The sequence below is a fragment of the Ruegeria sp. AB7 genome, from assembly GCF_056542625.1.
Genome location: NZ_JBQGAC010000004.1, coordinates 28,243 through 54,446 on the forward strand (window position 1 = coordinate 28,243; position 26,204 = coordinate 54,446).

The 26,204-nt window shown below is 58.1% G+C and carries 30 protein-coding genes; 1 reads left to right on the forward strand and 29 read right to left on the reverse strand.

What is annotated here, in order from left to right:
* Positions 1-4 precede the first annotated feature (4 nt).
* The 28 genes from ACR0EN_RS11940 to ACR0EN_RS12075 form a co-directional block, all read right to left on the reverse strand.
* Positions 5-1,549, reverse strand: a complete 1,545-nt coding sequence (locus ACR0EN_RS11940; RefSeq protein WP_170403976.1) for an NADH-quinone oxidoreductase subunit M — start codon at positions 1,547-1,549, stop codon at positions 5-7.
* A complete protein-coding gene (gene nuoL / locus ACR0EN_RS11945; RefSeq protein WP_170626405.1) occupies positions 1,549-3,678 on the reverse strand; it encodes an NADH-quinone oxidoreductase subunit L in 2,130 nt (709 codons plus the stop codon). Before nuoL ends, ACR0EN_RS11940 begins: the two co-directional genes overlap by 1 nt.
* A 6-nt stretch (positions 3,679-3,684) precedes the next feature.
* A complete protein-coding gene (gene nuoK / locus ACR0EN_RS11950) occupies positions 3,685-3,990 on the reverse strand; it encodes an NADH-quinone oxidoreductase subunit NuoK (RefSeq protein WP_005984024.1) in 306 nt (101 codons plus the stop codon).
* 4 nt (positions 3,991-3,994) lie between these two features.
* On the reverse strand, positions 3,995-4,597 hold the full coding sequence (locus ACR0EN_RS11955) for an NADH-quinone oxidoreductase subunit J (RefSeq protein ID WP_170397038.1): 603 nt from the start codon (positions 4,595-4,597) through the stop codon (positions 3,995-3,997).
* Positions 4,594-5,004 carry a carboxymuconolactone decarboxylase family protein gene (locus tag ACR0EN_RS11960; RefSeq protein ID WP_010442761.1) on the reverse strand — a complete coding sequence of 137 codons (411 nt, stop codon included), beginning with the start codon at positions 5,002-5,004 and terminating at the stop codon, positions 4,594-4,596. The genes ACR0EN_RS11955 and ACR0EN_RS11960 overlap by 4 nt, the downstream gene beginning before the upstream one ends.
* The gene (nuoI, locus tag ACR0EN_RS11965; protein WP_170397042.1) at positions 5,001-5,495 is read right to left on the reverse strand and encodes an NADH-quinone oxidoreductase subunit NuoI; all 495 of its coding nucleotides are present in this window, start codon (positions 5,493-5,495) and stop codon (positions 5,001-5,003) included. The genes ACR0EN_RS11960 and nuoI overlap by 4 nt, the downstream gene beginning before the upstream one ends.
* 1 nt (position 5,496) lies before the next feature.
* Positions 5,497-6,534: an NADH-quinone oxidoreductase subunit NuoH gene (gene nuoH, locus ACR0EN_RS11970; protein ID WP_039534288.1), complete on the reverse strand. Its 1,038-nt coding sequence runs from the start codon at positions 6,532-6,534 to the stop codon at positions 5,497-5,499.
* Positions 6,535-6,738: 204 nt separating this feature from the next.
* Positions 6,739-8,760, reverse strand: coding sequence for an NADH-quinone oxidoreductase subunit NuoG (gene nuoG, locus ACR0EN_RS11975; protein ID WP_223117776.1), 2,022 nt, complete (start codon positions 8,758-8,760; stop codon positions 6,739-6,741).
* Positions 8,761-8,762: 2 nt separating this feature from the next.
* A complete protein-coding gene (locus ACR0EN_RS11980) occupies positions 8,763-9,167 on the reverse strand; it encodes a DUF5333 domain-containing protein (protein WP_255612031.1) in 405 nt (134 codons plus the stop codon).
* A 98-nt stretch (positions 9,168-9,265) separates the two neighbouring features.
* The gene (locus ACR0EN_RS11985; protein WP_170403988.1) at positions 9,266-9,625 is read right to left on the reverse strand and encodes a hypothetical protein; all 360 of its coding nucleotides are present in this window, start codon (positions 9,623-9,625) and stop codon (positions 9,266-9,268) included.
* 76 nt (positions 9,626-9,701) lie between these two features.
* Positions 9,702-10,205, reverse strand: coding sequence for a DUF3291 domain-containing protein (locus tag ACR0EN_RS11990; RefSeq protein ID WP_170403991.1), 504 nt, complete (start codon positions 10,203-10,205; stop codon positions 9,702-9,704).
* A complete protein-coding gene (locus ACR0EN_RS11995) occupies positions 10,202-10,618 on the reverse strand; it encodes an MAPEG family protein (protein WP_170397051.1) in 417 nt (138 codons plus the stop codon). Before ACR0EN_RS11995 ends, ACR0EN_RS11990 begins: the two co-directional genes overlap by 4 nt.
* A 5-nt stretch (positions 10,619-10,623) precedes the next feature.
* Positions 10,624-11,922, reverse strand: coding sequence for an NADH-quinone oxidoreductase subunit NuoF (gene nuoF, locus ACR0EN_RS12000; RefSeq protein ID WP_170397053.1), 1,299 nt, complete (start codon positions 11,920-11,922; stop codon positions 10,624-10,626).
* Positions 11,923-11,929: 7 nt separating this feature from the next.
* A complete protein-coding gene (locus ACR0EN_RS12005) occupies positions 11,930-12,157 on the reverse strand; it encodes a DUF5337 domain-containing protein (protein WP_170404000.1) in 228 nt (75 codons plus the stop codon).
* A gap of 30 nt (positions 12,158-12,187) precedes the next feature.
* Positions 12,188-13,288, reverse strand: coding sequence for an NADH-quinone oxidoreductase subunit NuoE (gene nuoE, locus ACR0EN_RS12010; RefSeq protein ID WP_170818019.1), 1,101 nt, complete (start codon positions 13,286-13,288; stop codon positions 12,188-12,190).
* A complete protein-coding gene (locus ACR0EN_RS12015; RefSeq protein ID WP_480586933.1) occupies positions 13,288-14,511 on the reverse strand; it encodes an NADH-quinone oxidoreductase subunit D in 1,224 nt (407 codons plus the stop codon). Before ACR0EN_RS12015 ends, nuoE begins: the two co-directional genes overlap by 1 nt.
* Positions 14,511-14,636, reverse strand: coding sequence for a hypothetical protein (locus ACR0EN_RS12020; protein ID WP_010442774.1), 126 nt, complete (start codon positions 14,634-14,636; stop codon positions 14,511-14,513). Before ACR0EN_RS12020 ends, ACR0EN_RS12015 begins: the two co-directional genes overlap by 1 nt.
* The gene (locus ACR0EN_RS12025) at positions 14,636-14,809 is read right to left on the reverse strand and encodes a hypothetical protein (protein WP_170397057.1); all 174 of its coding nucleotides are present in this window, start codon (positions 14,807-14,809) and stop codon (positions 14,636-14,638) included. The genes ACR0EN_RS12020 and ACR0EN_RS12025 overlap by 1 nt, the downstream gene beginning before the upstream one ends.
* 3 nt (positions 14,810-14,812) lie before the next feature.
* Positions 14,813-15,415 carry an NADH-quinone oxidoreductase subunit C gene (locus ACR0EN_RS12030; protein ID WP_170511208.1) on the reverse strand — a complete coding sequence of 201 codons (603 nt, stop codon included), beginning with the start codon at positions 15,413-15,415 and terminating at the stop codon, positions 14,813-14,815.
* A gap of 12 nt (positions 15,416-15,427) precedes the next feature.
* Positions 15,428-15,961 (reverse strand): NuoB/complex I 20 kDa subunit family protein, encoded by a 534-nt coding sequence (locus tag ACR0EN_RS12035; protein WP_010442777.1) that lies wholly within the window; start codon positions 15,959-15,961, stop codon positions 15,428-15,430.
* Complete coding sequence (locus ACR0EN_RS12040) at positions 15,952-16,317, reverse strand: NADH-quinone oxidoreductase subunit A (RefSeq protein WP_010442778.1); 366 nt, start codon at positions 16,315-16,317, stop codon at positions 15,952-15,954. Before ACR0EN_RS12040 ends, ACR0EN_RS12035 begins: the two co-directional genes overlap by 10 nt.
* Before the next feature lie 182 nt (positions 16,318-16,499).
* Positions 16,500-17,282, reverse strand: coding sequence for a crotonase/enoyl-CoA hydratase family protein (locus ACR0EN_RS12045; protein ID WP_170465987.1), 783 nt, complete (start codon positions 17,280-17,282; stop codon positions 16,500-16,502).
* A 3-nt stretch (positions 17,283-17,285) separates the two neighbouring features.
* Positions 17,286-18,140, reverse strand: coding sequence for a hydroxymethylglutaryl-CoA lyase (locus ACR0EN_RS12050; protein ID WP_170397063.1), 855 nt, complete (start codon positions 18,138-18,140; stop codon positions 17,286-17,288).
* Between the two features lie 79 nt (positions 18,141-18,219).
* Positions 18,220-20,148 (reverse strand): acetyl/propionyl/methylcrotonyl-CoA carboxylase subunit alpha, encoded by a 1,929-nt coding sequence (locus tag ACR0EN_RS12055; RefSeq protein ID WP_480586936.1) that lies wholly within the window; start codon positions 20,146-20,148, stop codon positions 18,220-18,222.
* A gap of 3 nt (positions 20,149-20,151) precedes the next feature.
* Positions 20,152-20,577: an ASCH domain-containing protein gene (locus tag ACR0EN_RS12060; protein ID WP_480586938.1), complete on the reverse strand. Its 426-nt coding sequence runs from the start codon at positions 20,575-20,577 to the stop codon at positions 20,152-20,154.
* 1 nt (position 20,578) lies between these two features.
* Positions 20,579-22,186 (reverse strand): carboxyl transferase domain-containing protein, encoded by a 1,608-nt coding sequence (locus ACR0EN_RS12065; protein ID WP_480586941.1) that lies wholly within the window; start codon positions 22,184-22,186, stop codon positions 20,579-20,581.
* Positions 22,183-22,647 carry a lysozyme inhibitor LprI family protein gene (locus ACR0EN_RS12070; protein ID WP_170612227.1) on the reverse strand — a complete coding sequence of 155 codons (465 nt, stop codon included), beginning with the start codon at positions 22,645-22,647 and terminating at the stop codon, positions 22,183-22,185. The genes ACR0EN_RS12065 and ACR0EN_RS12070 overlap by 4 nt, the downstream gene beginning before the upstream one ends.
* Positions 22,644-24,170, reverse strand: a complete 1,527-nt coding sequence (locus ACR0EN_RS12075; protein WP_480586944.1) for an AMP-binding protein — start codon at positions 24,168-24,170, stop codon at positions 22,644-22,646. The genes ACR0EN_RS12070 and ACR0EN_RS12075 overlap by 4 nt, the downstream gene beginning before the upstream one ends.
* 136 nt (positions 24,171-24,306) lie before the next feature.
* Between ACR0EN_RS12075 and ACR0EN_RS12080 the strand changes: the two genes are divergently transcribed.
* Positions 24,307-24,912 (forward strand): OmpW/AlkL family protein, encoded by a 606-nt coding sequence (locus tag ACR0EN_RS12080; protein WP_170404039.1) that lies wholly within the window; start codon positions 24,307-24,309, stop codon positions 24,910-24,912.
* A gap of 47 nt (positions 24,913-24,959) precedes the next feature.
* Here ACR0EN_RS12080 and ACR0EN_RS12085 read toward each other — a convergent pair whose 3' ends face one another.
* Positions 24,960-26,123, reverse strand: coding sequence for an isovaleryl-CoA dehydrogenase (locus ACR0EN_RS12085; protein WP_170404042.1), 1,164 nt, complete (start codon positions 26,121-26,123; stop codon positions 24,960-24,962).
* Between the last annotated feature and the right edge of the window lie 81 nt (positions 26,124-26,204).

Here is a 26,204-nt window from a genome sequence, read left to right on the forward strand (position 1 = left end):
CCCCTTAATGCGAAGCGGCTGTCTGGGTTGCGGCTTCAGCCGCGGCCAGAGCCGTGTCATAGTTCGAGATTAGCGCTGCGGTGGATTGCCCGATCACATCGGTCACCAGCGAGGGATAAACCCCAAGCAAAATGGTCATCACGATCAACGGCGCGAAGATCAGCCGCTCGCGCGAGCTCATGTCTGTGATGGCCTTGAGGCTTTCCTTGATCAGATCTCCAAAGACTACCCGGCGATAGAGCCATAGCGCATAGCCCGCCGAGAAGATCACACCGGTTGCAGCCACAGCCGTCACCCAGGTGTTGACCTGGAATGCGCCCATCAGGGTCAGGAATTCCCCGATGAAGCCTGATGTACCAGGCAAGCCAACATTGGCCATGGTGAACAGCATGAAGACCAGAGCGTAAGCAGGCATCCGGATGACCAAACCGCCATACGCCTCGATATCGCGGGTGTGCATCCGGTCATAGATCACGCCAACACACAGGAAGAGCGCTGCGGAAATGAACCCATGACTGAGCATCTGGAAGATCGCGCCATCAATGCCCTGCTGGTTCGCTGCAAAGATACCCATGGTCACAAAGCCCATATGCGCGACCGAGGAATAGGCGATCAGCTTCTTCATATCCTCTTGCACCAGCGCGACCAGAGAGGTGTAGACAACAGCAATCGCCGACATCCACAGCACCACATCGGTCATCACCGCAGACCCCACCGGGAACATCGGCAGGCTGAAGCGCAGGAAGCCATAGCCGCCCATCTTCAACAGGATCGCCGCCAGCACGACCGAACCTGCCGTCGGCGCCTGAACGTGCGCATCCGGCAGCCAGGTATGCACCGGCCACATCGGCATCTTCACCGCAAAGGATGCGAAGAAGGCCAGGAACATCAGCGTCTGCATGCCGCCGACGATATAGATGCCCAGCACGCTAAACCCTTCGGACGAGAACTGATGGCTCATCAGCGCCTCGATATCCGTGGTGCCCGCATCCGCATACATCGCAACCATCGCCACCAGCATCAGCACCGAGCCGAGGAAGGTGTATAGGAAGAACTTGAAGCTGGCATAAATGCGGTCTTTGCCGCCCCAGATACCGATGATCAGGAACATCGGGATCAGGCCCGCCTCGAAGAACAGGTAGAACAGCACGAGATCCAGCGCCATGAACACGCCCAGCATCAGCGTTTCCAGCAGCAGGAATGCGATCATGTATTCCTTGACCCGGTCCGTGACCTGCCAGCTGGCCAGAATGGTCAGCGGCATGATGAAGGTGGTCAGCAGCACGAAAAGAACGCTGATACCATCGACACCCATCTTGTACTTCAGGCCCAGCAGCCACTCGCCCTCTTCCACCATCTGGAAGCCGGTGTTGGACGGATCAAAGCCGGTATAGATGCCGATTGAGACCAGAAAGGTCACGGTTGTGGCAACCAGCGCAACCCATTTGGCGTTACGCTGCGCGGCTACGTCCTCGCCATGCAGAAACAGGGCCAGAATGCCTGCTGCGATGGCGGGGATGAAGGTGACAATAGATAGGATATTGTCCATTAGTTTGCGCCTCCGCCGATCGACATCCAGGTGACAAGAGCGGCGATGCCCAAAACCATCCAGAAAGCGTAAGTAAAGATGTAACCCGTCTGAGCTTTGCCTGCGAGGCGGGTAAAGAAGGGCACCACGCCCATCGAAACCCCGTTCAGGAAGCCATCAATCGTGTTGCCGTCACCGCGTTTCCACAGGAACCGACCCAGCGCAACGGTAGGTTTGACAAAGATCGCGTCGTAGATCTCGTCAAAGTACCACTTGTTCTTGAGAAACAGGTACAGCGGCCGCTGGTTCGCCGCCAGACGTGCGGGCAACGACGTGTTCACGATGTAGAACCAATAGGCGACGACAAAACCCAGCAGCATGGCAACAAAAGGCGATACTTTGACCCATTTCGGAGCCTCATGCGCGTCGTTCAGGACATTGTTGTCAGGTGCCATATACAGCGCGCCTTCGCCCGGCTCACCGCCAAAGCTGGCATGCTTTTTGTCCGCCTTGTAGTCACCCTCGCCTTTATCAGCCTTCGCGTCGACTTGGTCGTCATCTGCCTTGGCCTCACCATGAGATGCGTCTGCGGCAACTTCGCCATGACCGCCGGTCTCTTCCGCCAGCGGAATACCGTAGAACTTGGCCACTTTATCGGTGTAGCCGAAGAACTGGTTGTACCACAGCATCCCCGAGAATACCGCGCCCAGAGACAGTACCCCCAACGGGATCAGCATGACCATCGGACTTTCGTGCGCGTGCTCATGCGTATGCTTGTCGCCACGCGACTCGCCATAGAAGGTCAGGAATATCAGACGCCAGCTGTAGAATGAGGTGAACACCGCTGCGATTACCAACATCCAGAAGGCATAACCTGTGCCACCTACAAAGGCGCTTTCGATGATGGCATCCTTCGACAGGAACCCGGCGAATCCAAACGTGGTCAGCGGGATGCCCACACCGGTAATGGCCAGCGTGCCGATCATCATCGCCCAGAACGTATAGGGGATTTTCTTCCGCAGACCGCCGTACTCGGTCATCTCCTGCTCATGATGCATCGCATGGATCACTGAACCGGCACCAAGGAACAGCAGCGCCTTGAAGAATGCGTGCGTCAGCAGATGGAACATCGCGGCTGAGTACATGCCAACGCCGGCGGCGACAAACATGTAACCCAATTGCGAACAGGTCGAATACGCAATGACCCGCTTGATATCGGTCTGCACCAAGCCCACGGTTGCAGCAAAAAACGCAGTCGAAGCGCCAAGGAAAGCTATGAACCCGGTGGCCCCCGGTGCGAACTCCATCAGCGGCGACATACGGCAGACCAGGAACACACCTGCGGTAACCATGGTCGCAGCGTGGATCAGCGCGGACACAGGGGTCGGACCTTCCATCGCATCCGGCAGCCAGGTGTGTAGTATCAACTGCGCCGATTTACCCATCGCGCCGATGAACAGCAGAACACAGATCACCTCAATCGCAGTCCACTCACCCCAGAGGAAGCTCAGTTTTTCCTCCGCCAATGCTGGGGCCGACGCGAATATGTCTGAGAAATTGATGCTGTCGGTCAGGAAGAACAGCGCGAAGATCCCCAGCGCAAAGCCGAAATCGCCCACTCGGTTCACGATGAACGCTTTCATCGCCGCTGCATTGGCGCTGGGCTTGCGATAATAGAACCCGATCAGCAGGTACGAGGCGACACCCACGCCTTCCCAGCCAAAGAACATCTGAACCAGATTGTCCGCCGTCACCAGCATCAGCATGGCGAAGGTGAAGAACGACAGATAGGCAAAGAAACGCGGCTTATAGCTTTCGCCTTCACGCCATTGCGGGTCGTGATCCATGTAGCCGAATGAATACAAGTGAACCAGCGCCGAAACGGTCGTCACCACGATCAGCATGATCGCCGTCAGACGGTCCAGACGAATGGCCCAGCTTGTCGACAGCGAACCACTTTCGATCCAGCGCATGATCTCGATCTGCTGGGTGTGGCCGTCAAATGAAAGGAAGACGATCCAGCTGAGCAGGCAGGCCAGAAACAGCAGGCCCGTTGCGGTCCACATGGCGGCTTTCTCACCAATGAAGCGCCAGCCAAAACCGCAGATCAACGCACCCACGAGCGGGGCAAAGAGGATGGTGGTTTCCATATTCTCTTACCCCTTCATCATATTGACGTCTTCAACCGCGATGGTGCCACGGTTGCGGAAGAAGCAGACCAGAATGGCAAGACCAATCGCCGCCTCAGCCGCCGCAACTGTCAACACGAACAGCGTAAAGACCTGCCCGACCAGATCGCCGAGGAAACTAGAGAACGCCACGAGGTTGATATTCACCGCCAGCAGCATCAACTCGATGCTCATCAGCAGGATGATGACGTTCTTGCGGTTCAGGAAGAGACCGAAGATGCCGATGACGAATAGCGTCGCCGCGACCGTAAGATAGTGTTCAAGTCCGATCATCGTCTCAAAGTCCCTGCCCCGGTTTCACGTCCTTCAACTCCATCGCTTTGGCCGGGTCGCGCATCATCTGGCCGATGATGTCCTGACGCTTGATGTCCTGACGGTGGCGCAGTGTCAGCACAATGGCACCGATCATGGCCACCAGCAGGATCAGGCCCGCCAGTTGGAACAGAAGGAAGTATTGATCGTATAGAATGACGCCGAGCGCCTCAGTGTTGTGGCGGTCGCTCGGTACCGGCTGCGCCAGATTGGCGGCGGCACCCTGCGCGCTGTCCCATGCTCCGATGGCCATGACGAACTGCATCAGGATCACCAATCCGATCAACAGCGCCAGCGGCATGTAGCGCGCCATCTCGGCCTTCAGCTCGGCAAAGTCCACATCCAGCATCATCACCACGAAGAGGAACAGAACCGCAACCGCGCCGACATAAACGATAATCAGCAGCATCGCCACGAACTCGGCCCCCAGCAGCACGAACAGGCCCGCAGAGGACAGAAAGGACAGGATCAGCCACAGCACCGAATGCACCGGCTGGCGGCTGATCACCGTGAACAGCCCGCCGGTGATGGCGCTGATGGCAAACAGATAGAAGGCAAAGACGGTCATTGATCCTCATCCTCGTTATCACCCATGACCTCTTGCGCCAGATCCAGCGCACGGGTCATGGCCGGGATGCCGGCAAAGACCGACATCTGACCGATCGTTTCCACGATCTCTTGTTTCTTCGCGCCAGCTTCCAGCGCGTGGCGCACGGTCTGACGCACCGCCGAGTCTGCCTGAGCGCCCTGACAGGTCAGCCCGGCCAGCGTCAGCAGAAGGCGAGTTTTGGCGTCCAGCCCGTCCTTGTTGACGGTATTGCCGAACATCATCTCCATGACCTCTTTGGGCATGGTTGGCCACAGCGCCTCGAACCCTTTGGGCGAGAAATTCTCCATCGCCGGGTTCATCGCCTTGGCCATGTCCTGAGCTTGCTTCATCATCAGCTCGAACGGATTTGTCGGACTGTCACTCATCTGTACGGCGCGTCCATTTCCAGATTGCGAGCGATTTCGGCTTCCCAGCGTTCGCCGTTATCCAGCAGTTTCTGCTTGTCGTAGAACAACTCTTCCCGGGTTTCGGTGGCGAATTCGAAATTCGGGCCCTCGACGATGGCATCAACCGGACATGCCTCCTGGCAGAAACCGCAATAGATGCATTTGGTCATGTCGATGTCATAGCGCGTGGTGCGGCGGCTTCCGTCTTCGCGCGGCTCGGCATCGATGGTGATGGCTTGTGCAGGACAGATCGCTTCGCACAGTTTGCAGGCGATGCAGCGTTCCTCACCGTTCGGATAACGGCGCAGGGCATGTTCACCCCGGAACCGCGGGGACAAGGGCCCCTTTTCATGCGGGTAGTTCACGGTGGCTTTTGGGGCGAAGAAATACTTCAAGCCCAATTTCATTCCGACCCAGAAGTCCTGCAGCAGGAAATATTTGGCGGCGCGGGTGTAGTCGATTTGAGTCATATCAGCCTCCTACGCTCCAACGGGCAAACGCGCCCCAGAACCAGTCGAATTTCGCCGCGAAGGCCACGAAGACGACCCAGACGAGGCTGAACGGCAAGAACACTTTCCAACCCAGGCGCATCAACTGGTCATAGCGGTAGCGGGGTGTGATCGCCTTGACCATCGCGAAGATGAAGAAGAAGAACGCCATCTTGGCAACCATCCACAATACGCCGTCAGGCAGGCCTGGGATCGGGGACAGCCAGCCGCCAAAGAACAGCAGTGTGGTCAGAGCACACATCAGGAAGATGGCGATGTATTCACCAGCCATGAAAAGCAGGAAAGGCGTGGCCGAGTATTCGACCTGATAGCCTGCAACCAGTTCCGATTCCGCCTCGGGCAGATCGAAGGGTGGCCGGTTGGTTTCAGCCAATGCCGAGATGAAAAACAGGAACACCATCGGGAAATGCGGCAGCCAGTACCAGCTGAAGAACCCGAACGAGCCATCCTGTGCGCGGACGATATCACCAAAGTTCATCGAACCGGTCGAGATGATGATGCCGATGATGATCAGACCGATGGATACCTCGTATGAAATCATCTGCGCGGCAGAGCGCAGCGACCCAAGGAATGGATACTTTGAGTTCGACGCCCAACCACCCATAATCACGCCATAAACCTCAAGCGAGGAGACTGCGAAGACATAGAGGATGGCGACGTTGATGTCCGACAGGACCCAGCCATCGTTGAACGGGATCACCGCCCAGGCGATCATCGCGAGGACAAAACTGGTCAATGGTGCGAGGATAAACACTGTACGGTCGGCACCTGCGGGAATGACGACCTCTTTCACCACATATTTCAGTGCGTCCGCCACCGATTGCAGCAGGCCGTATACGCCGACAACGTTGGGGCCGCGACGCATCTGGACGGCGGCCCAGATCTTGCGGTCGCCGTAAACGAGGAACAACAGCGAGATCATCACGAACGCAACAACAGCAAGCACTTGCGCCAGAATGATGATGGCTATTCCGCCTGGGGTGTTAAAGAAGTCAGCCATTGGTCCTCACACCGTGGGTATTTTGGTTTCCGCGTGCGATGCAAAGGCCAGATGCCTGCGCAATCTGCGGCTGGGTCGGCGCGTTGGTGTAAACAGCATCTGCCGTCTGTACGCCACCCTTAATCTTCAATTTCACACGCAAATCCGGCGCGGCTATCTGCCACCCGGGCACCGCGTACGTCTGCGATATGAAACGTTTCTGGTTCATTCAGCCGCAATCTTCTCAGTCTTGCGGGTCTGCGCCTGTGCCGATAGTTCGGCCATCAATTGGGAGGCGCGGGCAATCGGGTTGGTCAGGTAGAAATCCTTGATTGCATTGCGGAAGCTGGCTTCACCCAATTTTCCGGCTTGTAGCGCCGCTGCTTCATTCTCAATCACCTCATCAATGCGCGCCAGATGCGGAACAGATTCGAGCAAGGAGGTGCGCAATTGAGCCAATGTATCGTAGGGCAGAGTAGCCCCCAGCTCGGCAGACAACGCCCTTAGGATTGCCCAGTTTTCCTTGGCCTCTCCAGGTGCAAAGCCTGCGCGCATGGCGAGTTGAGGACGCCCTTCGGTGTTTACGAACAGACCGTTTTCTTCTGTGTAAGCCGCCCCCGGCAGGATCACATCTGCGCGGTGCGCGCCACGATCGCCGTGACTGCCCTGATAGATCACAAAAGCACCCTCGCCGATCTCGACTTCGTCAGCACCGAGGTTATAGATCACATCGGCCGCGTTGACCGCCTCCATGCCACTTTCGTTGGTCGCATCCACATCCATCGCACCTACGCGCGATGCCGCGGTGTGCAGAACGATCAGCCCACTTTCGGTATTGCTTGCAATGGCTTGCGCGGCGGCCAGAACGGCAGAGCCATCGGCCTCCTGTAGCGCGCCCTGCCCGACGATGACAAGAGAGCGCTTGCTCTTGATCTCATCATCACCACCCATATCAACGATGGTCTGCAGCGCGGCACGGTCGCTGCCTACATGGTGATACTCATAGGTCAGATCGACGGCAGGCCCGACCAAGGCCACCTCGGCGCCGTGTGCCCAGGCCTTGCGGATACGAGCATTCAAAACCGGAGCCTCGTCACGCGGGTTGGTCCCGATCAACAGGATACGTTCAGCTGCATCAATATCTTCGATTGCCGCGGTCCCGGCATAGGCTGCTCGGTTACCCGCAGGCAGTTTGGCGCCGTCGGTGCGGCACTCAACGATACCGCCTTGCCCTTCGATCATCTGTTTCAGCGCATAGATGGCCTCAACCGAAGCCAGATCACCTACGATCCCAGCCGGTTTCTCGGCCCCCTTAAGAACCTCAGCAGCTTTGTTCAGTGCTTCTGGCCATGTGGCAGGACGCAGCTTGCCGTTTTCGCGCACATAAGGCCTGTCCAGTCGCTGACGCCGTAAGCCGTCCCAGACAAAGCGGGTCTTGTCGCTGATCCATTCCTCGTTCACACCGTCATGGTTGCGCGGCAGAAAGCGCATCACTTCACGCCCTTTGGTATCTACACGGATGCTTGAGCCCAAAGCGTCCATCACGTCGATACTCTCGGTTTTGGTCAGTTCCCAAGGGCGAGCGGTGAATGCATATGGCTTCGAGGTCAACGCCCCTACCGGGCACAGATCGATGATGTTGCCCTGCAGGTTCGAATCCAGCGTCTGGTTCAGGTACGAGGTGATCTCGGCATCTTCGCCGCGTCCGGTCTGACCCATCTGGGTGATCCCGGCGACCTCTGTGGTGAAGCGCACGCAACGAGTACAACTGATGCAGCGAGTCATCGCGGTGCCAACCAGCGGACCAAGGTCCAGATCATCCACGGCACGCTTGGCTTCTTTGAAGCGCGTCCCTGACAGACCATAGGCCATGGCCTGATCCTGCAGGTCACACTCACCGCCCTGATCGCAGATCGGGCAATCCAGCGGGTGGTTGATCAGCAGAAACTCCATCACCCCTTCGCGGGCCTTCTTGACCATGGGCGAGTTCGTCTTGACCACCGGTGCCTGCCCTTCCGGACCCGGACGCAGATCGCGCACCTGCATCGCGCAGGAGGCCGCCGGTTTCGGCGGGCCGCCCACGACCTCGACCAGACACATCCGGCAGTTCCCGGCAATCGACAGACGCTCGTGATAGCAAAAGCGCGGCACCTCGACCCCGGCCTGCTCGCAGGCCTGGATCAGTGTCATCGCGCCATCGACTTCGATTTCCTGCCCGTCGATATTGACTTTGCGGAGGTCAGACATCGCTAGTTCGCCCTCAAATACACGCCTATGGCGCTGTTTCTTTCAATCTCTTTCCGCCCTAACGTGCAGAAAGAATTGGGATTTTCATAAGACACGCCGTTTTGGATCAGATACGCCTCACCTTTGGCGCGCATCCTGTCTTTTTCGGCATCCGAGTCCACATAGGCGCGGATTTCCTTGTCCGAATATCCCAGTTTGTTCGCCTTGGACCGCAGATCCCACATCACCCCAATCGCCTTAAGTCGACGCCCGCTGATCGACGGACAGTACTCCGAAATCTCATTTGCGATCGCGATGTAGTAGAGTTCGTTGTCGATCTCTTTGACATCCCTCAAGGGTGGTTTGGCTTCGGCCATTACAGGCATCGAAATCGCGCAAATCGCGGCCAGAAGTCGTACAACAGTCATGACATTTCCTTTCGTCTTGGGATTCCCAAGACGGCGGTCAGCCGGGCTGCTATGCAATAACAGCCCATGGGTTTTGCCGTGATATGCGATACGGTGGCTCATGGTCGCTGACAGCTTCCGGCATATGTCAGCTTATCGTTTTCGATCCGTAGATTTTGCGGCTCGGTCTCCGGCCCAACCTTCCATACAATTCTGGACGATCCAAAATTCTGGATGCAGAATTTTGTGCCCTCATAACGGCCTGCTTCGCGTGCGCCTTCCAATGACTGCGAAACGCCATTCACAGTCACAGTGAAATCGGTAGGTGTCGTCTTCTTATCCACGTGTTTAGCGTTGGCGTTGAAGAAAATGCCGTCAAACGCCACGCGGGTCGCCCTCGATTTCGCTGTACCGCAGGCAGATACAAGTAAGCTTCCCACCAATACCATTGTCATTACGAATACGCGTTTCGCCATCATGACCACTCCTGTTTCGTGGCTGGCGCTTGTGGCATCCGCTGATGCGCAGGAGAAAGCGTATGAAACAACATCCCGCTCACTCCGCCGCGACCTGTACGCAACGATTGTCGCGCCACTTGCTGGCCTGTTTCAATTCTGCCCACCCAAAGGCATGCTCGCTGGGTCCTTCCGAGCGCAGCTTTTCCAGACGATCCAGCGCTTCGGCCAAACTGGGGCAATGCCCTTCCCGCACCCACCACATGACAAAATGTTGTTCGCCAAGGATTTCGAACCACTCTTGCCGACGCTCGTAGAACTGTTTGTGGATAGTCCCCCAAACAAATTTCTCAAGGCTGGCGACGTCTTCCCAAACCGTCAGGTTCGCGACGAATTGCGGATCATCCCCGATGCTGTTTTCGGTGTTGCCTGTTCCCGGTTCTCCGGACCCTTCCATCATCCAGACAAAGCCGGACATCCGCTTGCCAAGCCCGTTGACGCGATCCAGGTTGGCCATGAATTCAGCCACGCGCGGATCGTCTGTTGGCGCCAACAAACGGCCGACATTCAACTCGGCCAGATGATATCCTTCGGGCTGGATCAAAACGCGGCCACCAAAGCAATAAGGCCAAGAATGAACATGCAGGCCCATCCAACCACATAAGCAACAGACCGGACCCCGCTATGCGGTTTGCCGATCCCGCGCAGGTGAATCACCAACATAACAACCCGCGCCAGCAGCGCTATTGAGGCCAGCAGGTTCACCCAGAACGGGCTGGCCCCCAACAGGATCGCCGCGACTGTAACAGTCAAAAAGGCAGGCAGAGTTTCAGTGCCGTTCAGATAAGCGCGGTTCAAACGATAGGCCCTGTCCGAATAATCCTGATCCGGAGTGGCCCCCGGTGCCAGCCCCTTGCCCGCTTTTGCAAGCGCCGAGAACGGCGACATGAACAGAACGATCAGGGTAAAGATCACCAAAGCGGCGATCGCGTGGGAATATTCGGCATAGACTTCCATCGATTTTACTCCGCTGCCATCGCACCCATGCGGCCCGATTTCTGGGCCTTGATGCGGTCCTCTATTTCTTCTCGGAAATTGCGGATCAGACCTTGGATCGGCCAGGCCGCCGCATCGCCAAGGGCGCAGATCGTGTGGCCTTCAACCTGTTTGGTGACGTCAAACAGCATGTCGATCTCTTCCAGTTCGGCTTCACCGCGTACAAGACGATCCATCACGCGCATCATCCAACCAGTGCCTTCACGACATGGCGTACACTGGCCGCAACTTTCGTGCTTGTAGAACTTCGACAACCGCCAGATTGCCTTGATGATGTCGGTGGACCTGTCCATCACGATGACCGCTGCCGTGCCCAGACCCGAACCCAGTTCTCCGCGCAGATAGTCAAAATCCATGATCGCGTCGCGCATGTTCTCACCGCGCACGCATGGCACCGAAGACCCGCCGGGTATTACCGCCAGCAGATTGTCCCAGCCGCCACGAATGCCGCCGCAATGGGTTTCAATCAGCTCTTCGAAGGAAATCGACATCGCCTCTTCGACGACACAGGGGTTGTTCACATGGCCCGAGATCGCAAACAGCTTGGTGCCCGCGTTGTTCTGACGGCCAAAGCCTGCGAACCAGTCGGCACCACGCCGCAGAATCGTGGGCACAACGGCAATCGATTCCACATTGTTCACCGTGGTCGGGCAGCCATAAAGACCCGCACCCGCCGGAAACGGAGGCTTCATGCGCGGCATACCCTTCTTGCCCTCAAGGCTTTCGATCAGAGCAGTTTCCTCGCCGCAGATATAAGCCCCAGCGCCGTGATGCAGGAACAGGTCGAAATCCCAGCCGGAACCAGCAGCATTCTTCCCGAGCAGACCCGCGTCATAGGCTTCGTCAATCGCGGCCTGCAGAGCCTCACGCTCGCGGATGTATTCGCCGCGCAGGTAGATGTAGCAAGTATTCGCGTTCATTGCGAAAGACGCGATCAGGCACCCCTCGATCAGCGTGTGCGGATCATGACGCATAATCTCACGGTCTTTGCACGTCCCGGGTTCGGATTCATCCGCGTTCACCACCAGATAAGCCGGGCGACCATCGCTTTCCTTGGGCATGAAAGACCATTTCAGACCGGTCGGGAAACCCGCACCACCACGGCCGCGCAGCCCTGAATCCTTCATCGTCTGGATGATCCAGTCGCGGCCTTTCTCGATCAGGCCAGCGGTGCCGTCCCAATGCCCCCGGGCCTGCGCGCCTTTCAAAGTGCGCTCGTGCATCCCGTAGATGTTGGTAAAGATCCTGTCCTGATCCTTCAGCATCGCTCAGTTACCTTTGGCTGTCCTGACGCATGCGCCAGAGTTGAAATATGTTGACGCCCGCATAGATGAATCCTGCCAAAGCGGCAAAATCAAACAGCAGCGCATAACGCCCCGGCAATCCGATTGCAGGGCCAATGAACAAGGTCATTCCAAGCCAAATCACCATCGTCACCGCAATGACGATGCCGATATGTCGGCCCTTGCGGGCTATGGCCAGTTCCTTGTCCGTATCCATCTTGTCCTGATGCCCTAGGCGGGCACTCGTTTAATCTTCGTAAGTGCCGTCTTCTTTGGCACGTTTGGCAAACTCGGTTTCTTCACCTGCAGCCAGTTTCGCGGCTTGTTCGATCCACCCGTCCCGCTCGATCCGGCCTTTGAATTTCAGCCGTGCATCGACCCAGGCCACCTGCTCAGGCGTCCATGCAGCGATCTGGTCATAATGATAAAAGCCCAGCCCGTTCAGGGTTTCTTCCAGCTTCGGACCAACGCCCTTGAGCATCTTGAGATCATCCGGCTTGCCACCCCGCGCTTCTTTCAGCGTTTCCGGCTGATCCTCTTTCGCTGCTTTCGCTTCTGCGGCCTGTTTCACAGCAGGTTTCGCGGGGGTCGGCGCTTTGGGTGGCTTCGGCGCGGCTTTGGTCGCTGCTGCTTTGCCATCCTTGCCCAGCCACGGGGTCAGGATCGGAACCTCGGTCCCGTCGATGCGCTTGACGGTATCACCCAGATCGCTCGCTAGCTGGACGCTGGCGTTATACTGCGTTCTGCCGCTGTCATATTCTGTCAGGCTTGTCAGCCCTTTGAGGGGTTCTGCCGCATAGCGCCCGTTCTGAGGACCCGGAGTCGGCACTTTGCCCGCCACCAGATCATCGAGAATCTTGCCAAAGCTCTCGGTCGTTAGATCTTCGTAGTAATCCTTACCGATCTGCGCCATCGGGGCATTGGTGCAAGATCCGAGGCATTCCACCTCTTCCCAGCTCAGCTTGCCATCAGCAGACAGTTCATGCGGCTTTGCAGCGATCTTTTCCCTGCAAACCGCAATCAGATCTTCGGCCCCGCAGATCATACAGGAGGTCGTGCCGCAGACCTGAATATGCGCAACCGAACCAACCGGCTGCAGTTGGAACATGAAGTAGAACGAGGCAACCTCAAGAACGCGGATATAGGCCATACCAAGCATGTCGGCGACGGATTCGATCGCCGGGCGGCTCAGCCATCCCTCCTGCTCCTGCGCGCGCCACAGCAGCGGGATGACCGCACTGGCCTGACGCCCCTCGGGATATTTGGTTATTTGCGCTTCGGCCCATTGCTGGTTAGCAGCGGTGAAGGCGAAGCTTTCGGGTTGTTCGGCGTGAAGACGGCGGAGCATTAGCGGTCAATCTCTCCAAATACGACGTCCATGGTGCCGATAATCGCGGCGACGTCGGCCAGTTGGTGGCCTCCGGCGACGTGGTCCATGGCTTGCAAGTGCAGGAACCCCGGCGCGCGGAGTTTGGCGCGGTAGGGTTTGTTAGTGCCGTCGGCGACCAGATATACGCCGAACTCGCCCTTGGGGGCTTCGACAGCGGCATAGACCTCGCCTGCGGGGATGTGGAAGCCTTCGGTGTAGAGCTTGAAGTGATGGATCAGACTTTCCATCGAGGTCTTCATGTCCGAACGTTTCGGCGGGGTGATCTTTCCGCGCGCCAGAACGTCTCCGGGACAGTCGCGGATTTTGGCGATGGCCTGACGGATGATCAGCAGCGACTGGCGCATCTCTTCCATGCGCACCAGATAGCGGTCATAGCAATCGCCGTTCTTTCCGACTGGAATCTGAAACTCGAACTCGTCATAGCATTCATAGGGCTGCGCGCGGCGCAGGTCCCAAGCCAGACCCGAGCCACGGACCATCACGCCCGAGAAGCCGTATTTCTGGATGTCATCCTCGGTCACCACGCCAATATCGGCGTTGCGCTGTTTGAAGATGCGGTTTTCGGTCAGCAGACCGTCAATGTCATCCAGAACGGCGGGGAATTCGTGGCTCCACGCCTCGATATCATCCAGCAGTTCCGGCGGCAGGTCCTGATGCACGCCACCGGGGCGGAAATAAGCAGCGTGCAGGCGGGCGCCGCAGGCACGCTCATAGAACACCATCAGCTTTTCGCGTTCTTCAAAGCCCCACAGAGGCGGCGTCAACGCGCCCACATCCATCGCCTGCGTCGTGACGTTCAGCAGGTGGTTCAGGATACGGCCGATTTCGGAATACAGCACCCGGATCAGCGAGCCCCGGCGTGGCACTTCTACACCGGTCAGCTTTTCGATGGCGAGGCACCAGGCGTGTTCCTGGTTCATCGGCGCCACATAATCCAGACGATCGAAATATGGCAGGTTCTGCAGATACGTCCGGCTTTCCATCAGCTTTTCGGTACCACGGTGCAGCAGGCCGATATGCGGGTCGCAGCGCTCGACGATCTCCCCGTCCAGCTCAAGCACAAGACGCAGAACTCCATGCGCCGCTGGGTGTTGCGGGCCGAAGTTAATGTTGAAGTTGCGGATCTTCTGTTCTCCGCTCAGCGCGTCCGTGCTGCCGTCATCGTATCTTGAGCCGTCCATCAACGCCCTCGTTTCTTCTTCGCTTCGGCCCGGACCCGGACCTTTTCCGCCTCAGCCGCCTTGGCAGCGGCTCCGGCCAGCAGAACCCCAAGCGCCCCCAACGCAATCAGTTCCCCCAGACCCATCAGCGGCGCTCCATCTCTTGCAGTTTCATGGCCATGATCCAGATCAGGATCAGCGTTCCAATGGGGATGACGCAGGCGACAACCCAGTATTTCTCGATCCCGAAGTGCGGTAGCAGTTTCAGCATCGGGATGATCGTGGCGACCGTGACGGCAATCCAGATCAGGAACTCCATGACTTACGACTCCTGTTTTTCATCCCCCGGAAGAATGTAGTTCGCACCTTCCCACGGGGACATGAAATCAAATTGACGGTATTCCTGAACCAATGAGACCGGTTCGTAGACCACGCGCTTTTGCGCTTCGTCATAGCGGACTTCAGTATAGCCAGTGGTCGGGAAATCCTTGCGCAGCGGATAGCCGCGGAAACCATAATCCGTAAGGATGCGTCGCAAGTCTGGATGACCTGAGAACAGGATGCCGAACATGTCGAACACCTCGCGCTCGAACCAATTGGCAGAGGGGTGCACGTCCACGATTGAAGGCACCATGTCATCTTCTCGGATCGAGACTCGCAAGCGAATGCGCTGGTTCTGATACATTGACAGGAAGTGGTAGACCACATCGAACCGTTTGGCCCGTTCGGGGTAGTCGACGCCGGTGATGTCAACCAGGGTCGAGAACTGGCAGGTTCGCTCACTTTTGAGAAACTCAATGAATTCCACCAGATTCGAAGGAGCCACATCGACGTTCAGCTCGCCATGGGTCACATCCCAGGCCAGAACGCAATCTGCACGTTTCAGCTCCAACTGAGCGCCGAGTTCTTTGAGTGCTTCGCTCATCTGCCCTCTCCCTTAGCGTACAATCGTGCCGGTGCGGCGGATTTTGCGTTGCAGCTGCATCAGTCCGTACAGAAGCGCCTCGGCGGTCGGAGGGCAGCCGGGCACGTAAATGTCAACCGGAACAACCCGATCACAGCCACGAACGACCGAATAAGAATAGTGATAGTACCCACCGCCATTCGCGCAGGAGCCCATCGAGATCACATAGCGCGGCTCGGGCATCTGGTCATAAACCTTGCGCAGCGCCGGGGCCATCTTGTTGGTCAGCGTTCCAGCGACGATCATCACATCAGACTGGCGCGGAGACGCACGAGGAGCGATGCCGAACCGTTCCGCGTCATACCGTGGCATCGACGTGTGCATCATCTCAACCGCGCAGCAGGCCAGACCAAAGGTCATCCAATGCAAGGATCCGGTCCGCGCCCAGTTGATGATGTCCTCGGTCGAGGTCAGCAGAAACCCCTTGTCCTGCAGTTCCGCGTTCAGGGCCTGGGTGGCGACTTCCTTGTCGACGCCGGCGGTGTTTGCGCCCGTCATCACTCCCATTCCAGGGCCCCTTTCTTCCATTCATAGGCAAAGCCGATGGTCAGCACCGCCAGGAACACCATCATCGACCAGAACCCAACATCGCTGATGTCTTTGAAGCCAACGGCCCAGGGGAACAGGAAGGCGATTTCCAGATCAAAGATGATGAAGAGAATCGCGACCAGATAGAATCGGACATCAAACTTCATTCGCGCATCGTCGAAGGCGTTGAAACCACATTCATAGGCGCTGACCTTTTCGGGGTCGGGATTGCGGACAGCCAGGACCACAGCAGCCAGAATCAGTACGATTCCAAGGCCTACGGCAACGGCCAGAAACACCAGAATCGGGAGGTACTCCCGCAGCAGGTCTTCCACGTATAGCTCCTTTCCTGCGCAAGTCCCGAAAGGGTGCGCCGTCAATTGGCGATTTGACTGGACATTCTCTATCCCTGTGGGGTCAGAGGGTCAACCGAACAGAAACGCGCAGGTCGGCATTGTTACAATCATCCAGCGGGCTATTGCGGAGAACACTTCTGGAACAAAGTGATCGGCTAAACCTAACTAATCCATGCAGGTTTTCGTTTGTCGAAAAAGGCGCCGATTCCCTCTTGCGCCTCATCAGTTTCCCAACGCGCGACAAGCTGTCGAATGGTGTGGTCAATCACCGCGTCATCAATTCGCGGCCCAAGTGACTGGATCAGCTGCTTGGCCGAAGACACCGCACCGGGTGCACAGGACAGATAGGGAAGCACTTCAGCTTCGACCGCGTCGGCCAACGCCACAGCGGGCACCGCGCGGGTCAACAGGCCCAGTTCGACCGCTTCCGCCGCTTCGAACAGGCGGGCAGACATAAAGACGCGCCGCGACCGTGCTTCGCCCATTCGGGCAATGACATAGGGTCCAATCGTCGCCGGGATCAGGCCAAGCCGCGTCTCGGTCAGACCCATCTTCAGGCTTTCCACACCGATCGCCACATCGCAGACCGAGGCCATCCCGACACCTCCACCAAACGCGTTTCCCTGCAACGCGCCGATCAAGGGTTTGGGCAGCGTATTTAAGGCATTCAGCATCTCAGCCAGCTTGCGCGCTTCGGCAAAACGCGTCTCGGGATCGGCAGCCATCTGCGCCTGCATCCAACCCAGATCTCCCCCGGCGCAAAAGCTCTTGCCCGCGGCGGCCAGAACCACCACCCGCACCGCATCATCATTTGCCAATTGCCCAGCGGCCTGGGTTAGCTCTGCAATCATCTGCGCCGACAGTGCGTTGTGCTTCTCGGGTCGATCCAGCGTCAGAGTAGCCACGCCACGCGCGTCTGTGTTCAGCGTAATGGTCTCGAACATATCTTATTCCGCCCGCATTGCCCGCGCCATGCGCGCCGCCTGTTCCAGAACCGGCACATCCAGACCGGTCTCATATCCCAACCGTTCCAGATGTGCGGTCACGGCTTCGGTTGCGACATTACCGGCCGCACCCGGCGCATAAGGGCAACCACCCAGCCCGCCCACGGCGGTATCAAATACCCGCACACCCAAGGCAAGCGAAGCGTCTATGTTGTCGATTGCCCGCCCGTTGGTATCATGAAAATGTCCTGCAAGCCGGGTAACCGGCACTCGTTCGCGCACGGCCAGCAGCATATGAGCAATCTTGTCCGGCGTTCCCTGCCCAATTGTGTCCCCCAGCGAAATCTCATAGCAGCCATGGGCAAACAGCGCGTCCGCCACCTCGGCCACCTTCTCGGGCGGGGTCGGGCCGTCATAGGGACAGTCGGTCACGCACGAGACATAGCCCCGGACGGGCAGATCAATATGTCGTGCTGCTTCGAGAATGGGCACAAACCGTTCGATGGATTCGGCAATCGTTGCGTTTATGTTCGCTTTCGAGAACCCCTCGGACGCCGAAGCAAACACCGCGATCTCATCTGCCTTGGCTGCCAACGCGTCCTCATATCCGCGCATATTCGGCGTCAGCGCAGCGTACCGCACGCCTTCGGTCCGTGTGATTCCAGCCATAACTTCACCGCTGCCCGCCATTTGCGGGACCCATTTCGGTGAGACAAAACTGGCAACTTCGATCCGGTTGAAACCGGCCCGGCTGAGGCAATCGACCAAGGCGACCTTCTCGGCCACCGGGATCTCGCGCTGTTCGTTCTGCAGGCCGTCGCGTGGCCCGACCTCGAATATTTCGACCCGTTCTTTCATCAGCGCATCCCTTCCCGGTTTCTTATCGTTTCAATTGCGGATGGCCCGACTTTGCCACGCAATCCGCGGGCCGAACAGATCAATCCTCGGCCAACCGAACCAACGCTGCACCGGCCTCGACCTGTGCCCCCGCCTCGGCCAGCACTTCCGCGACCACCCCATCTCGGGCGGCCAACAAAGAATGCTCCATCTTCATGGCTTCCAGAATCGCCAGCCGGTCGCCCTCTTTCACCGCTTGCCCTGCTGCGGCAAAGACGGCCTTGACCAAACCGGGCATCGGCGCCTCGATCACGTTGGTGTCGCCCGCCGCACTTGCATCGCGATCCAGAGGATCGATAACGTCAAACACCTGCCCGTAGTCGTCGAACACGGTGACCTGAGATCCTGCGATGGCGACGTTGGGCATTGGCTTTCCGTCAATAATCCAACCGCCATTTCGCTGCGCAATCACCTGCGCGCCGTTAACAGTCCAAACCTGCCGATGCGGGTTTTCAACCTGCACGTCCAAATCAATGACCTCTCCGTCGCGCATTAGCTGCACAGCCCGGTGCAATGCCCCCCAAAGGGTGAAGCCTGTCTCAGAGGCAGTCTCTATCAGGCCCAGCGCCGTCATCGCCGCAGCCACCGTTGACGCATGACCTGAATCAGCGACCTCTACCAGAGCCTCAAGATCGCGCCCGATCAGCCCGGTATCCACGTCGCCCGACGCAAACCCGCTGTGCCGCGTCAGAGCACCAAGGAAGGCGAGATTTGTGACAGTCCCGGCGACCTCGGTCTGGCGCAAGGTCCGGTGGAGATTTTCCAAAGCGACCGCGCGTGTCGGGCCATGCACCACGACCTTGGCGATCATAGGGTCGTACCATGGGCTGATCGTATCCCCGGCGCGCACGCCACTGTCGGCACGGCAGCCTTCCGGGAACTGTAGATGAGTCAGCGTACCCGTCGCAGGCAGAAAGCCTTTGGGCACATCTTCGGCATAAAGCCTCGCCTCAAAGGAATGCCCGCGGATCGACAAATCGCCCTGCCGCTTCGGCAGGCTTTCACCCGCTGCTACGCGCAACTGCCATTCGACCAGATCGACGCCGGTAATGGCCTCGGTCACCGGGTGCTCGACTTGCAGGCGCGTGTTCATCTCCATAAACCAGAACCGATCCGGGCGTAACCCGTCCGAGGCATCGACGATGAACTCAACCGTCCCTGCGCCCTTGTATCCAATCGCCTCAGCCGCACGCACGCCCGCCTGCCCCATCGCCTCACGCATCTCGGTAGTCATTCCAGGGGCTGGGGCCTCTTCGATCACTTTCTGATGTCGCCGCTGCAACGAGCAGTCGCGTTCAAACAGATGCACTGCGTGGGTGCCGTCACCGAATACCTGCACCTCGATATGGCGGGGCTTGGCGACGAATTTCTCGACAAGTACAGCATCATTACCGAACGCCGTCTTTGCCTCACCGCGCGCGCTGTCCAATGCAGCCGAGAACTCCTCGGGCGCCTCGACCAGCCGCATCCCCTTGCCACCACCACCTGCAACGGCCTTGATCAAAACGGGGTACCCGATGGTATCTGCCGCGCCAGCCAGATGTTCGGGGTCCTGATTTTCGCCATGATAGCCGGGGACGACGGGAACTCCTGCGTCCTCCATCAACACCTTGGCTGCATCCTTAAGGCCCATCTTGCGGATCGCGTCCGCCGATGGCCCGATGAAGGTCAGACCTGCAGCCTCGACTGCATCCACAAAATCCGGGTTTTCGGACAAGAACCCATAACCAGGATGGATCGCCTGCGCTCCTGTATCCAGCGCCGCCTGAATGATCACATCACCCTTCAGATAGCTTTCGGCTGGGGCCGCGCCACCAATATGCACCGCTTCATCCGCCATTTGCGCATGCTTGGCCGATGCATCAGCATCCGAATACACAGCCACACAAGATACGCCCATCTTCTGAGCAGTTTCCATGACCCGGCAGGCGATCTCGCCGCGGTTGGCAATCAGGATTTTGTTAAACATGGCTTACCCCTTAACCGCCAGATCTTCGACAAGGCTGAAGCGTTCGCACAGCAATTCCATCTCGGGATCGAACCCGCCATTGCGTTCGAAATACCGGCGATGATCCTCGCGCCATCCCTCAAGCGTTTCATTCTCACCCTCGGCCAACGCAAAGTCTTCGGTCACATCGCAATATCGGCAGGTCGAGACCTCGATAGTTTCGATCACCAAAGCCGGGCGATCATCCCATTCCAGTGCAATATCCTGCCGCCCAACGACCGGGGTATCAGCACTGCCTTCTGGGTAGTCTCGCAAAGCACCACATGTCGCCGTTTTTCGGCCTGATCTTACCAACGCCAGCAGCTCGGCGCTTAGCGATGCGCTGTCTCCAAACTTGAAGGTCTGCGCGCCCGGGTAGCGGGCCATTACTTCATTCAATGAAACGCTCATCTTACATCCTGAACACGCCGAAACGTGTCTCCTCAATCGGGGCGTTTAGCGCGGCGCTCAGCGATAGGGCCAGCACGTCGCGGCTTTTGCGCGGGTCGATGATGCCGTCATCCCAGAGCCGGGCCGAGGCATAAAGCGGGTGGGATTGCTCCTCGAACATGTCCAGCGTCGGGCGCTTGAATTCAGCCTCTTCCTCGGCGGACCATGTGCCGCCCTGTCGTTCGATCCCGTCACGCTTGACGGTGGCAAGAACGCCCGCAGCCTGCTCGCCCCCCATCACGGAAATGCGCGAATTCGGCCAGGTCCACAGGAACCGAGGCTGATAGGCGCGTCCTGCCATGCCGTAGTTTCCAGCTCCGAAGGACCCTCCGACAAGCATTGTGATCTTTGGAACGCTCGTCGTCGCCACCGCCGTCACCATCTTGGCCCCGTGCCGCGCGATGCCTTCGTTTTCATATTTCCGACCAACCATGAAGCCGGTGATGTTCTGCAGGAAGACCAGCGGGGTTTTGCGCTGCGAGCACAGTTCGACAAAATGCGCACCCTTCTGCGCGGCCTCAGAAAACAACACACCGTTGTTGGCAATGATCCCGACCGGGCAGCCTTTGACATGGGCAAAACCGGTCACCAGCGTCTCACCAAATCGCGGTTTGAACTCGTCGAAGCGCGAGCCATCGACCAGCCGCGCAATCACCTCGCGGATGTCATAGGGCGTCCGCAGATCGGCCGGAACTACGCCCAAAATTTCCTCGGGATCATAGGCAGGCTCTTCCGGTGTTTCGAACTGTAGGCCAGGCTTCAGCCCGGCACCCCCCAACGACCCGACGGCCCGCCGAGCCAAGGCCAACGCATGCGCATCATCCTCGGCCAGATAATCCGCCACGCCGGACAGGCGCGTATGCACATCGCCGCCACCCAGATCTTCGGCTGTCACAACCTCCCCCGTCGCGGCCTTGACCAAAGGCGGTCCGGCCAAAAAGATCGTCCCCTGCTCTTTCACGATGATCGTCACGTCGGACATCGCCGGAACGTAAGCCCCGCCCGCCGTACACGACCCCATTACAACGGCGATCTGAGCAATCCCCTTCGCGCTCATCCGCGCCTGATTATAGAAGATGCGGCCAAAGTGATCGCGGTCGGGGAAAACCTCATCCTGATTGGGCAGGTTCGCACCGCCACTGTCGACCAGATAGATGCAGGGCAGATGATTTTCCTCGGCAATCTCCTGCGCGCGGAGGTGTTTCTTGACCGTCATCGGATAATAGGTGCCGCCCTTTACTGTGGCGTCATTGCACACCACCATGACCTCGCGCCCTTGCACCCGGCCAATCCCGGCGATCACCCCAGCACAGGGCGCGGCATCCCCATACATCCCATGCGCCGCCGTCGCGCCGATTTCCAAGAACGGAGAACCCGGATCGAGCAGGTTCGCCACCCGACGACGCGGCAGCATCTTGCCCCGCGATTCATGCCGCGTCCGCGATTTTTCACCGCCACCCATGCGGGCCGCTTCGGCGGCATCCGCAATATGTGCCAGCGCATCCAGATGTGCGGCTCGGTTCGCCTTAAACCCCTCAGAGGTTGGTATGGCTTTGGATTTTAATTTCATTCCATCTTCCCCAAGTCGCGCAATTCCACAGCGCGTTCAGCGGTTTCGGTCAGCAGGCAATTTGCGGCAACAATCGAGCGTATCGTTCCATCAGACCATATGCCGTAGGCCAGAGCACATTCAGCATCCCGAAATCCGATCCACGCGCGTTGAGCATCTCGCAACTGGTCCGAAAGTTCGGGACTTTGTTCAGCCAGTTCTGCTCGACGCAATTTATACTGTTCGTTTAGAAATGAATCCCAAATTTGGGTTTCGGCTTGAATACACTCGGTGATGCCAAGGGTTGTTTCATTTCCCGGTATAGTTTGGCAGGCATTGGCAGCTGTACCGAGACATGATGACAAGCTATCGCCATGCTGCGTCTGAGAAAAACATTGTTGAATATACGACTGGTCTACCCAAGCGCCCTGAGCGGAAACAAGCGATGGTACTAGCATCGCAGCAAATGCAATTCGCATCATGTAATTGCCTCCCCTGCAGCCCGCGCCTTCAATTCCTTCCGGATCACCTTTCCCGTCACCGTCATCGGCAACTCTTCCAGAAAGGACACCTCACGCGGATAGGAATACTGCGCCAAACGGTCCTTAACCCAATTCTGCAACTCAGCGCCCGACGCCTCAGCCCCCGGCTTCAATACCACATAGGCCTTCACGATCTCGGTCCGCAGCTCATCGGGCTTGCCGACCACGCCCACAGTTGCCACTGACGGATGGGTCAGCAGGCAATCCTCGATCTCAGCCGGGCCAATCCGGTATCCTGCCGAGGTGATCACGTCATCATCGCGACCGACAAAGCGCAGATAATCGCCCTCCCACACGCCACGGTCACCGGTGATAAGCCAATCACCTCGGAATTTCTCAGCCGTTGCTTGCGGATTATTCCAGTATTCCAGCAGCATTGAGGCCGAACCGCGCCGGATGGCGACGTCACCTTCCTCCGTCGTCGGTTGGCCATGATCGTCAATTACCGCCACCTCATGACCCGGCACCGGTTTACCGATACAGCCGGGGCGAACGGGGAAGTCCTCGGCGCAGGAGGATACGACCATGTTACACTCGGTCTGGCCATAAAACTCGTTGATCGTCAGACCAAACGCCTGCTGGCCCCAAGCCAACATCTCCGCGCCCAAAGGCTCGCCCCCAGACGCCACCGACCGCAATCCCGGTATCGACTGATCCGCAGCTTTGAGCATCCGTAAAGCCGTCGGTGGAAAGAAGACGTTCCGCACCCCCGCCCGCGCGATCACATCGGCGCAGGCCTGTGGGGTGAATTTGTCCAACCGCGTGGCGACCACCGGAACGCCCAGCGCAAGCCCGGGCATCAGAACGTCGAACAAACCGCCGATCCACGCCCAGTCTGCTGGCGTCCACAGGCAATCCCCATCGCGCAAGTGATTGTGGCTGATCGAGACGCCCGGCAGGTGGCCCGTCAGCACGCGATGGCCGTGCAGCGCACCCTTGGGGCTGCCAGTAGTGCCGGACGTGTAGATTAGGACTGCCGGATCCTCGGGGCCGGTATCAGCAAAGGGCACCGGTTCCCCTTCCTGCCTAATCTCATCAACCAAAAGCGGTTGGGCCAATTCACCCAGTAACGCAGACCCTTCCGCATCGGTCAAAACGATCCGCGCACCTGCATCTCTGACACGCGACGCCAGCGCATCGTGCTTGAACAGCTTGAACAGCGGCACCGAAATCGCGCCGATCTTCCAGATCGCCAGATGCGCGGCGGCACACCACGGCGACTGGCTGAGCAAGACGCCAACCCGGTCTCGTGGCTGGACCCGAGCTATCAACGCGCGAGCGATGCCATCAACCATAAGCTCCAGTTCGCCAAATGTTACCACGCTCGGATCGCCCCGGGTCAGATCCAGCAAAGCAACCCGATCGGATTGTTGCGACAGGCATTGCTGCGCCATGTTCAGCCGATCAGGCATCGCCCAGCTTTGGTCGCCGCGCAAACCCGGTATGCGCTCAGCGGGATGCATGCTGATTTTCCCTTATTTCATTAGCGGTTGCAGCTAGCCTCCCCGCTTCAGCAATTTCCGGAGTTTGATGCAGATCAGAGCATTTCTGCGCCGCGGCATCCAAAACATCGGCATCAACGCAAGCAAAGGCACGAATATGACAAAGAAACTCGCCGCTTTGACCCTTTCTACCGCACTTGTCGCTCTGGCTGCCCCAGCCTTCGCCCAATCCCAAGGCGATTGGACAGTCGGTGTTGGTGTCGGCTATCTGGACCCCAAATCCGACAATGGGACTCTGGCCGGGTTCGACGCCGAAATCGACTCGGACACCCGTCCGATTTTCACCGTCGAATACTTCGTTCAGGACAATCTCGGGATCGAGCTCTTGGCCTCGACCCCCTACAAGCATGACGTCACTCTCGGTGGCAGCGTTGACGCGGGCAGCGTCAAGCATCTTCCGCCTACTCTGTCGCTGAACTATCACTTCCCGACCAATAGCGCGTGGAAGCCCTATGTCGGCGCCGGTCTGAACTACACCATCTTCTTCGAGGAAGACTCGCCTTTGGGCGATCTCGATCTGGACAACTCCTTCGGCGTTTCTCTGCAGGCCGGTCTGGATTACATGGTCACGGAAAAAGGCGCGGTGCGTCTGAACGTGCGCTGGTTCGACATCGACTCGGACGTCAAACTTGACGGCAACGACATCGGCACCGCCGAAATCGACCCGTTCCTGATTGGCCTGTCCTACGTTCATCGTTTCTGATCCAATCGCAAAAAGCCCCGTGGTTCAATGAACTGCGGGGTTTTCCATCACAACATCTCGTTCATCATTTCGCGCCCAATCAGCATGCGGCGGATTTCGCTGGTGCCCGCGCCGATCTCCATCAGCTTTGCATCTCGGAAAATCCGGCTGACTGGCGAATCCGACAGGAATCCGGCACCACCCAACGCCTGAACGGCTTGATGCGCCTGCACCATCGCCTGTTCCGAGGCATATAGGCAGCACGCTGCAGCATCCTGACGGGTTACATCCCCGCGGTCGCATGCCTTGGCAACTTCGTAGACATAGGCCCGCGCCGAATTCATGGCTGTGTACATATCCGCGATCTTGCCTTGCATGAGCTGGAAGCTCCCGATCGGTTTTCCGAACTGCTTACGCTCGGCCAGATAGGGCATCACTTCATCTAAGCAGGCGGCCATGATCCCGGTTCCAATACCCGCAAGAACCACACGCTCATAGTCCAGACCGGACATCAGAACGGCTACACCCCGCCCTTCTTCGCCCAGAACATTCTCGAACGGCACTTCAACATCTTCAAAGATCAACTCAGCGGTGTTCGAGCCGCGCATGCCAAGCTTGTCGAAATGAGGCGAAGTCGAAAACCCGGTCATCTCTTTCTCGATCAGAAAAGCCGTGATCCCCTTTGACCCGGCGTCCGGATCGGTCTTGGCATAGACGACCAGAGTGTCTGCATCCGGCCCGTTGGTGATCCAATATTTGTTGCCATTCAGCCGATAGTGATCGTTTCGCTTTTCTGCACGTAGCTTCATGGAAACCACATCCGACCCAGCCGAGGGCTCGGACATAGCCAACGCCCCGACGTGTTCACCCGAAATCAGACCGGGCAGATATTTTTTCTTCTGCTCTTCTGTTCCGTTCAACTTGATCTGGTTCACGCACAAGTTCGAATGCGCCCCGTAGGACAAAGATACCGAGGCCGAGGCGCGCGCCACTTCCTCAACTGCCACCGTATGCGCCAGATAGGACATACCGGCCCCGCCATATTCTTCAGGGACTGTAACGCCCAACAAACCAAGCTCACCCATCTCTTTCCACAGCTCATTCGGAAAGGCATTGGACGCGTCGATCTCGGCCGCCATCGGCTTGACCCGTTCCTGAGCCCAGCGGTGCACCATCTCACGCAGGGCGTTCACGTCCTCGCCCAGATCGAATTGCATTGTGGCCATAAACATGCAGGGCTCCTCCGATTGCATTAATGAACAAGCGTTCAATAATCAGATAGCAGCGTTTCCTCCTCGGGTCAATGACGACAC

Bases quoted from the DNA above. Each gene is read 5' to 3' on its own strand.
- ACR0EN_RS12025 (WP_170397057.1), bottom strand. From the start codon at position 14,809: ATGGAGTTCCTGATCTGGATTGCCGTCACGGTCGCCACGATCATCCCG.
- ACR0EN_RS12045 (WP_170465987.1), bottom strand. From the start codon at position 17,282: ATGTTCGAGACCATTACGCTGAACACAGACGCGCGTGGCGTGGCTACT.
- ACR0EN_RS11980 (WP_255612031.1), bottom strand. From the start codon at position 9,167: ATGACTGTTGTACGACTTCTGGCCGCGATTTGCGCGATTTCGATGCCT.
- ACR0EN_RS11985 (WP_170403988.1), bottom strand. From the start codon at position 9,625: ATGATGGCGAAACGCGTATTCGTAATGACAATGGTATTGGTGGGAAGC.
- ACR0EN_RS11940 (WP_170403976.1), bottom strand. From the start codon at position 1,549: ATGGACAATATCCTATCTATTGTCACCTTCATCCCCGCCATCGCAGCA.
- nuoI (WP_170397042.1), bottom strand. From the start codon at position 5,495: ATGACTCAAATCGACTACACCCGCGCCGCCAAATATTTCCTGCTGCAG.
- ACR0EN_RS12085 (WP_170404042.1), bottom strand. From the start codon at position 26,123: ATGTTTATGGCCACAATGCAATTCGATCTGGGCGAGGACGTGAACGCC.
- nuoK (WP_005984024.1), bottom strand. From the start codon at position 3,990: ATGATCGGACTTGAACACTATCTTACGGTCGCGGCGACGCTATTCGTC.
- nuoH (WP_039534288.1), bottom strand. From the start codon at position 6,534: ATGGCTGACTTCTTTAACACCCCAGGCGGAATAGCCATCATCATTCTG.
- nuoL (WP_170626405.1), bottom strand. From the start codon at position 3,678: ATGGAAACCACCATCCTCTTTGCCCCGCTCGTGGGTGCGTTGATCTGC.
- ACR0EN_RS12080 (WP_170404039.1), top strand. From the start codon at position 24,307: ATGACAAAGAAACTCGCCGCTTTGACCCTTTCTACCGCACTTGTCGCT.
- ACR0EN_RS12070 (WP_170612227.1), bottom strand. From the start codon at position 22,647: ATGATGCGAATTGCATTTGCTGCGATGCTAGTACCATCGCTTGTTTCC.
- nuoG (WP_223117776.1), bottom strand. From the start codon at position 8,760: ATGTCTGACCTCCGCAAAGTCAATATCGACGGGCAGGAAATCGAAGTC.
- ACR0EN_RS12035 (WP_010442777.1), bottom strand. From the start codon at position 15,961: ATGGGAGTGATGACGGGCGCAAACACCGCCGGCGTCGACAAGGAAGTC.
- ACR0EN_RS12060 (WP_480586938.1), bottom strand. From the start codon at position 20,577: ATGAGCGTTTCATTGAATGAAGTAATGGCCCGCTACCCGGGCGCGCAG.
- ACR0EN_RS12020 (WP_010442774.1), bottom strand. From the start codon at position 14,636: ATGGGTCTGGGGGAACTGATTGCGTTGGGGGCGCTTGGGGTTCTGCTG.
- nuoF (WP_170397053.1), bottom strand. From the start codon at position 11,922: ATGCTGAAGGATCAGGACAGGATCTTTACCAACATCTACGGGATGCAC.
- ACR0EN_RS12005 (WP_170404000.1), bottom strand. From the start codon at position 12,157: ATGGATACGGACAAGGAACTGGCCATAGCCCGCAAGGGCCGACATATC.
- ACR0EN_RS11995 (WP_170397051.1), bottom strand. From the start codon at position 10,618: ATGGAAGTCTATGCCGAATATTCCCACGCGATCGCCGCTTTGGTGATC.
- ACR0EN_RS11960 (WP_010442761.1), bottom strand. From the start codon at position 5,004: ATGAGTGACAGTCCGACAAATCCGTTCGAGCTGATGATGAAGCAAGCT.
- ACR0EN_RS12015 (WP_480586933.1), bottom strand. From the start codon at position 14,511: ATGGACGGCTCAAGATACGATGACGGCAGCACGGACGCGCTGAGCGGA.
- ACR0EN_RS12065 (WP_480586941.1), bottom strand. From the start codon at position 22,186: ATGAAATTAAAATCCAAAGCCATACCAACCTCTGAGGGGTTTAAGGCG.
- ACR0EN_RS12055 (WP_480586936.1), bottom strand. From the start codon at position 20,148: ATGTTTAACAAAATCCTGATTGCCAACCGCGGCGAGATCGCCTGCCGG.
- ACR0EN_RS12030 (WP_170511208.1), bottom strand. From the start codon at position 15,415: ATGAGCGAAGCACTCAAAGAACTCGGCGCTCAGTTGGAGCTGAAACGT.
- ACR0EN_RS12075 (WP_480586944.1), bottom strand. From the start codon at position 24,170: ATGCATCCCGCTGAGCGCATACCGGGTTTGCGCGGCGACCAAAGCTGG.
- ACR0EN_RS11955 (WP_170397038.1), bottom strand. From the start codon at position 4,597: ATGACCGTCTTTGCCTTCTATCTGTTTGCCATCAGCGCCATCACCGGC.
- ACR0EN_RS12050 (WP_170397063.1), bottom strand. From the start codon at position 18,140: ATGAAAGAACGGGTCGAAATATTCGAGGTCGGGCCACGCGACGGCCTG.
- nuoE (WP_170818019.1), bottom strand. From the start codon at position 13,288: ATGCTCCGCCGTCTTCACGCCGAACAACCCGAAAGCTTCGCCTTCACC.